The sequence below is a fragment of the Mycobacterium sp. genome (assembly GCF_049280035.1).
Lineage (GTDB): Bacteria > Actinomycetota > Actinomycetes > Mycobacteriales > Mycobacteriaceae > Mycobacterium.
Genome location: NZ_JBAPPI010000433.1, coordinates 1 through 4,375, shown reverse-complemented (window position 1 = coordinate 4,375; position 4,375 = coordinate 1). Strand labels below are relative to the sequence as shown.

Genomic DNA, 4,375 nt, shown 5'->3' with positions numbered 1-4,375 from the left:
CTCTATGAGTGTCTGACCGGCAGCACGCCTTATCCCGTAGACAACTTCGAACAGCAAATCACCGCGCACTTGACGGACCCGCCGCCGCGCCCGTCGAGCACCGATCCCAACATCCCCACGCAGGTCGACCAGGTGATCGCCACCGGCATGGCCAAAAACCCCGACAACCGGTATGCCACCACCATCAAGCTGGCCAGCGCCGCCCACGCCGCCCTGACCACCACAACGTCTCGCGCCCCGCACACTGCCCCCAGTTCGCGTGCCGACCCGACCCGGCCGGCACGCAAACCCAACCTACGTTCCGATCAGCTCCCACGTCCGCCCGAACCGGAGCAACAACGGCCCGCCTACCCCAAACTCGCTGCAACCCAACACGATTTACCCGATCGGCCGCCCTCACTCCCACCACGGGCCGACGACGAGCCGACCCATGAGCCCGTCCCGAGTCCGCGGCCCCGACCCCGGCCGGGCATCGTCGTGGTCGCCGTGGCGGTAGCGATCCTGGCCATCGGCATCTTCGCCTACCTGTAACGATCGGAGTCGCACGCACCCCAAGCCGCGATCGCGCAGTCCGTGGCGCCTTCGGGCCGACGGTGTCTCCGGTGGCAGAGACAGCGCTGCAAGGACTGCTGCTCAGCCCCGATCAACTCGATACCGCGATGGGCACCACCGGGATGACGGTGACGGGAACCCTAACCACGCTGCCCGATGGCAGCGGCCAAGTGCCGGATAAGGCGTGCGTACCGCTGGAGGGAGCGGGGCAAGCCACGGTCTACGCCGGCGGTGGGTTCACCGCCGTCAGCGGACAACGGGCCGCCGACCAGCCTCATGCTCATCTTGTCGAGCAGATCGTGGTGTTGTTTCCCTCCGCCCAGGGCGCGCGCGTTCTTCGCCGCGTCCGCCCAACTCTGGCCAGCCTGCGCCAACCGCAACATGACGAAACCACGTTGGCCGGGCAAACCGAGGCACACACCGTGGGGCCGGTCTCCAACACCAACGGCACCCTGAGCGCCAGGGTAACCGGCGTCTTGGCCCGCAACGGGAGCAGCGGGGCTTGCGAGCGGGCGCTCACCGTGGCCAACAACGTCGCCATAGACATCGATGCATGCGGCGAAAACCCTTCCGGCGCCGCGGTCAACATCGCCGATCAGATCGCTGCCAAAGTGCCCACAACCTAGTGGCATTTCCCGTCAGCTCATGGGTCAATCCGGTTGCACCAACGGCGCGTTCAGCTACGGCGCGTTGGCTACTGTGTCCACACCTTGAAGTTGTCGCCCCACACGTCGGCCTGTGCGCGGATCATGTCGAGCAATGCCTGGATCGGTTGAGCCTGGCTACCGGCGTCGCCGCCATCGTCTTGCTCATCTCCGCTCGAAGCGATCCCGACCAAGGCGTCCCCGTTGGTGTACCAGGGGCAACCGGAGTCGCCAGGCAGTTGGACCAGGTTTGACGACAGCAACGCCAGATCGGGCCGTTTGGGGTCGTATCGAATGTTTTTGATGACGCCGCTGGTCTTGCCCGTGCGTTGACCGAACTTGGTCACGTAGTCACCATCGCTGATCGAGGAGTCGACGCCGGTGAAGAACGGCTCCAATGAAAAGCGGCTGTAGACAAGAATTATCGTGTACCCACGGGCGCCGATCAATTTGCCCGACGCGTTCTCCAGGTCCTCCTTCGAGGCGACAACCTCACCAATCTGCACGCCGTTGTCGGCGTACACCGCCTCGCCGGGCACGTAGTCCGAACAATGACCGGCGGTCACGCCCAGTCGATCGTCGCGGGCGTCGAACCCGAAGAATCCAAGCGAGCAGCCATGGCGACCGATATTGATCGGCATTCCCACCGCAAGATCCACATGTGCGTAAGCACGCGGTGCGACACCCAACGCCACGCTGCACAGCAAACCCGCAATCGTCATCACGGCACACGCTGAACGTTTGTGAAGGAAAGCGAAGACCGACCGGGACGCCGCCACAGGGAACGCAGCGCTCGCTTGGACCCTTGCCGACCCTTGGTCGTGCGATACCTGATCCATTGTCAGATTCCCTTTTCGGACCATCCCGGGCTCTGAGGTGCCGCGCAGGCATTCATTACCCCTCTTATGTGGCGGCCGTTAGGGCCGGTTCTACGAGGATGGAACTGACGTCTTGGAGGATTCTCAATGGATTCATCGGTGCGGCCAACGCGGTGGGCGCGCACGCATGAGAGCCAACAGGCCCTCCTTGCACTGACCTGTTGTTATCTGTGGAGCTGCCGGGAATCGAACCCGTAGTTTTAGCCCGCTGAGCAGCGAGAACAGGCCTGCGAGCGGCGGTAACGACCTGTTGCGACCTGGGGGAACCTGGTCACGTGATCAAAATTTCACTAACCATTCATCACCAGCGCTGCGCGGCGGTGTGGTTGACGTTTTCCACCACGCCCTTGCGGTTGCCGCGCCGGGGCGGGCACACCGCCACGCGGTCACCTGGCCAAGGCGTTGAAGGCCGAGTTTGAGCAGGCCAACTACGGCCAGCCCGATGAAGTCCACTATCTCGGCCAGCCACAACGGGCGGGATGAAGCCACCGGCGAGCCACTGTCGGACAAGAAAGCGACGACCGCTGCGAAGTTGCAGGTATTCCTCGGCTTGCTCGGCGCAGGCCGGTTTTACATCGGGTCATTCAAGATCGGCTTCCGGCAGTTAGGGCTTGGGATCGTGGGTTTCGTGCTCGCTCAAGTGACCGCGCATGCCGACACCGCTTCCGGGTTCGTCGGGATGCTGCTGTTCGGTGGGATCGTCTGGGGCTTCGGGGACGCCGCCCGAATGCTGCGGCGAACCATCCCCGATGGTCAGGGCCGAAAACTTCGCTAACCCACCCAGACACCGGGACCTTGCAGCTGGTCGGCGACCAATAAGCCCTGTACCGCGCCGTACCTACCTGAATTGCGTCTGAGCTTCTTGGGCGCCGTGGCTAGCAGCCGCTGCCACTACTGTTGCTGGATATTGCTGGCGATGATCGTGGCAGTCATCAGCGCAATTTGCGCCGCGGCCTGCTGCTGGCGACGCTCTTGGCGTCTCCAATCCGCCTCATCCTTGGGCAAGTTCCGTAGCGAGGCTTCAAACTTTTTTTGCTCTTGCACGGACGACTGCACTGCGAGGGTGAAAACGCCGACCACCACTAGCGCCAGAAAGGCCGCAAAGGCCAGCAGGACAACACGTTTCTCCGCCGGGCCGTAAATAACGTGGAGAATCCCCGGTATGGAAACCGCGGCGACAGCGACCACGGTCACAAGCCAAAACTTCCGTCTGCTCATCACCATCCCCTTCGCGGAGAACTCTTGATTAGATGCTACGACACGCCGGAAGTTCCGACGCACAAAAATCCTCCGGGCTGCTGGACCCAGCCTGTTGCACACATCCTGGAATCGAAGCGCCTCGACATGATCGTTGAAACTGATGCTGGACTGTTTGCCCTGGTGCACATAGAGCACGGATGAATAGGCCGTCCCGTCCTTACGCTGACGGATCCGAATGCTGGCCACAGACCGGCCACACACCGGTGTCAAGTTCCGGTGTCAAGTTCCGGTGTCAAGTTCCGGCACGCTACGCCAAATCTTGACGCGGATCTTGACGCAAAAGAAAACTGGCCAGAGCTTATGGCTCTGACCAGCATCTTCTCGGTGGAGCTGCCGGGAATCGAACCCGGGTCCTACGGCATTCCCTCAAGGCTTCTCCGTGCGCAGTCCGCTATGCCTCTACTCGGATCTCCCGGTCACGCGAACTAGCCGAGATGACGATCCCAGTCGCTGTGAGTGTCCCGATACGTCCCGCGACCGAACGCATCGGTTGATCCCTCTAGCTGACGCCAGGGTCCGGGCCGAGGGAGCTCCCGGTCTGACGGACTAGCTGTCGCTTAGGCAGCGAGAGCGTAGTCGCGCTGATGTGAATCGGCGCTTATAAGGTTGCAACGACGCTTACGGTGGTCTCTTGCCTGCACCGGCACGCTTCCCTTGATTCGATGCGCGAAGTCGAAACCGTTCAGCCCCTCGCATCCCTGCCGACTTTCGGCAAGACAATTCATAGTACCCACTTTTCAACGCCAGGTCAGCGACTATCCATCCCGACAGGTCGCTCGTCAGATCACGAAATTCAAACGCTCCACGATGCGCGCGCCGACCTCGGTGTCACCGCCGAGCTCGACGCCGGCCGCGTCGTCGGTGCGCCCGCCGGCCAACCGAGTGAACTGCAGCCCATCGAGGCGGATCGTCGAGGTGGGGTCCAGTCCACCGAAGTCGTCCACGACCCCGGCACGACCGTCGACAGCGACGCGAATGGTCCGCGACAACGGACCGGTCAGCTCGACGGCGACTCGGGACCCGTCGGGCGCTTTTCCGAGC

The 4,375-nt window shown here is 62.8% G+C and carries 4 protein-coding genes, 1 other RNA gene and 3 pseudogenes; 3 read left to right on the top strand and 5 right to left on the bottom strand.

Annotation, left to right across the window (positions count from 1 at the left end):
• Nucleotides 1-531, top strand: a pseudogene (locus tag WAN71_RS14370) (serine/threonine protein kinase); the annotation flags it as partial.
• A 71-nt stretch (nt 532-602) separates the two neighbouring features.
• The gene (locus WAN71_RS14365) at nt 603-1,178 is read left to right on the top strand and encodes a sensor domain-containing protein (protein WP_422225975.1); all 576 of its coding nucleotides are present in this window, start codon (nt 603-605) and stop codon (nt 1,176-1,178) included.
• A gap of 68 nt (nt 1,179-1,246) precedes the next feature.
• Here WAN71_RS14365 and WAN71_RS14360 read toward each other — a convergent pair whose 3' ends face one another.
• Nucleotides 1,247-1,918 carry a hypothetical protein gene (locus WAN71_RS14360; RefSeq protein WP_422225974.1) on the bottom strand — a complete coding sequence of 224 codons (672 nt, stop codon included), beginning with the start codon at nt 1,916-1,918 and terminating at the stop codon, nt 1,247-1,249.
• Nucleotides 1,919-2,378: 460 nt separating this feature from the next.
• Nucleotides 2,379-2,465: pseudogene (locus WAN71_RS14355) on the bottom strand (transposase); the annotation flags it as partial.
• A 51-nt stretch (nt 2,466-2,516) separates the two neighbouring features.
• On the opposite strand from WAN71_RS14355, the gene WAN71_RS14350 reads away from it, so the two are divergent.
• Entirely contained in the window at nt 2,517-2,849 is a 333-nt protein-coding gene (locus tag WAN71_RS14350; protein ID WP_422225973.1) for a TM2 domain-containing protein, read from the top strand.
• Nucleotides 2,850-2,965: 116 nt separating this feature from the next.
• Here WAN71_RS14350 and WAN71_RS14345 read toward each other — a convergent pair whose 3' ends face one another.
• From WAN71_RS14345 to WAN71_RS14335, 3 genes and pseudogenes are all read right to left on the bottom strand, one after another.
• Complete coding sequence (locus WAN71_RS14345; RefSeq protein ID WP_422225972.1) at nt 2,966-3,520, bottom strand: hypothetical protein; 555 nt, start codon at nt 3,518-3,520, stop codon at nt 2,966-2,968.
• A 136-nt stretch (nt 3,521-3,656) separates the two neighbouring features.
• Nucleotides 3,657-4,024: a transfer-messenger RNA gene (gene ssrA, locus WAN71_RS14340) on the bottom strand.
• Nucleotides 4,025-4,113: 89 nt separating this feature from the next.
• Nucleotides 4,114-4,375: pseudogene (locus WAN71_RS14335) on the bottom strand (hypothetical protein); the annotation flags it as partial.

Coding starts and splice junctions, on each gene's coding strand:
- WAN71_RS14360 (WP_422225974.1), bottom strand. CDS start 1,918: ATGACGATTGCGGGTTTGCTGTGCAGCGTGGCGTTGGGTGTCGCACCG.
- WAN71_RS14350 (WP_422225973.1), top strand. CDS start 2,517: ATGAAGTCCACTATCTCGGCCAGCCACAACGGGCGGGATGAAGCCACC.